This is a genomic window from Mycobacterium sp. (assembly GCF_036488105.1).
In the GTDB taxonomy this organism is placed as follows: domain Bacteria; phylum Actinomycetota; class Actinomycetes; order Mycobacteriales; family Mycobacteriaceae; genus Mycobacterium.
This window is the reverse complement of the sequence record NZ_DASXHW010000424.1, coordinates 1-1912: the sequence shown is the minus strand read 5'-3', so window position 1 is coordinate 1912 and position 1912 is coordinate 1. Positions and strand designations below refer to the sequence as shown.

The following is a 1912-nucleotide window of genomic DNA, read 5'->3' as shown; positions in this document are numbered from 1 at the left end:
GTGCAGCAGGACGACGACGTCGGCTGCCTGCGCTATTGAGTCGGACTCCCGCAGATCCGCCAAGTAGGCTTCTTGTCGACGCGCTGTTCGGGGCCGCGGTTGAGCTGCGCTGCGACGACGACAGGCAGCCCGAGATCGAGTGCAAGGGCCTTTAGCTCACGGGCGATTTCGCCTACTTCGCGCTCACGGGTTTCTCCCCGTAGGTCAGGCGAGAGGAGTTGAAGGTAGTCGACCACGACCATACGGATGCCCTCGTCACGGACCAGTCGGGTTGCTTCCTCAGACAGAGCTCGGATCGTTAGTACGGCAGTCGTAGATCGTGATCTTGGCGGTTGGTGACCGTTCGTAGCGGGAGGCAGCCGCCCCGATGATCTTGATGTGTGACGATCAAAGAACGCGGAGCGGCTGCGGCCGCCATCGTAGAGGCCGAGGCGGCCAGGCGATGTCTGGATGAGCTGATGGGCTCGATGGCCGGATGTTTTCGCAGATGGGAGCCCCGGGCGACGGCGAAGAAGTACGTGCGGGCGTTGATGAGCGATCTGCCGCGCAAGAACTGCTGGACGATCGCCGAGCACGTCGGCGATGCCACGCCGGGCAGGATGCAGCACCTGCTGGAACGCGCGAAGTGGGACACCATGGCCGCGATGGCCGCTGTCCGGGCGTTCGTGTGCGGGCACCTGGACGACGGGGACGCGGTCGCGATCTTGGATGAGTCCGGGCAGGAGAAGAAGGGCAGTGCCACGGTCGGCGTCAAACGCCAGTACGTCGGATGCGCGGGCCGTGTCTCGAACGCCATCAACATCGTGTACTGCAGTTTCGCCACCCGGGCAGGGCACGCTTTGGTGGGCGCCCGCCCATACCTGCCCCGCGAATGGGCTACAGACCCCGACCGCCGCGCTGCGGCCCGGGTGCCCGAGGAGATGGTCTTCGCGACCAAACCCGAACTGGGCCGCCAGATCCTGGCCGACCTGCATGCCGAAGGCCGGCTCCCGCCCTGGGTGACCGGGGATGAGGTCTATGGCGCCGACCCGAACCTGCGCGCCTGGCTGGAGTCGGTCGATACCGGTTACGTCCTGGCCATCGCCAAATCGACCCGCATCTCCTTCACCCGCGCCGGCACGGCCCGGGCCGATACCGCGCTGAAGATGCTGATCGCCGCCGACTGGGTCATCGAATCGTGTGGCGCCGGCTCCAAAGGCGAACGCCGGTACGCCTGGGCGTGGATCGCAACCGCCGACCCACGCCGCCACCTGCTGATCCGCCGCAGCCTGACACCCAACGCCAAAGGCATCCGCGAACTGGCGTTCTACCTGTGCTTCGTCCCCGAAGGCCGCCCCGCCACGCTACGAACCCTCATCACCGTCGCCGGACGCAGATGGCCCGTGGAGGAGGATTTCCAAACCGGAAAGGACGCCTTCGGGCTGGACCACTCCCAGGTCAGAACCTACCCGGCACTACTGCGCCACCTCGTGCTCACCATGGCCGCCCTCGCCGTGGTCGCCGTCACCGCCGCCCACGCCCGCACAATCAACACCCACCCACCCACACCGGCCAGCCCCCACACCACTCCACCGGCTGATCCCGGACTGATCCCACTCACCGTCGCCGAAGTAAAACGCCTGATCAACCTCGCCACCCGCGCCTGGCACAACCTCGAACACCACCTGCACTGGCACATCTGGCGACGCCGCCACCAAGCCCGCGCCCGCTGGTTCCACCAACGAACCCGCCTCACCAGACGATGACAAGATCACGATCTACGACTGCCGTACTAGTACGGACGGCCGGATGAAGTGGTCCCTGGCCGGAGCGATGATCGACGCTCGGGAGCTGCTGCGGCTCGCGCCCGCGGCCGAGGAGGCGGGGTACGACAGCATCGGCATGCCCGACTCCGTGTTCTACCCCGAACACG

At 66.6% G+C, this 1912-nt stretch carries 2 protein-coding genes; one reads left to right on the top strand and one right to left on the bottom strand.

Annotated features, from left to right (window positions below; all coding sequences use genetic code 11):
* Positions 1-32: 32 nt before the first annotated feature.
* Positions 33-575 (bottom strand): DnaB-like helicase C-terminal domain-containing protein, encoded by a 543-nt coding sequence (locus tag VGH54_RS30150; RefSeq protein WP_422656398.1) that lies wholly within the window; start codon positions 573-575, stop codon positions 33-35.
* On the opposite strand from VGH54_RS30150, the gene VGH54_RS22435 reads away from it, so the two are divergent.
* Positions 459-1745, top strand: coding sequence for an IS701 family transposase (locus VGH54_RS22435; protein ID WP_422656397.1), 1287 nt, complete (start codon positions 459-461; stop codon positions 1743-1745). The two genes, VGH54_RS30150 and VGH54_RS22435, sit on opposite strands and share 117 nt — an antisense overlap.
* The last annotated feature ends 167 nt before the right edge of the window (positions 1746-1912 follow it).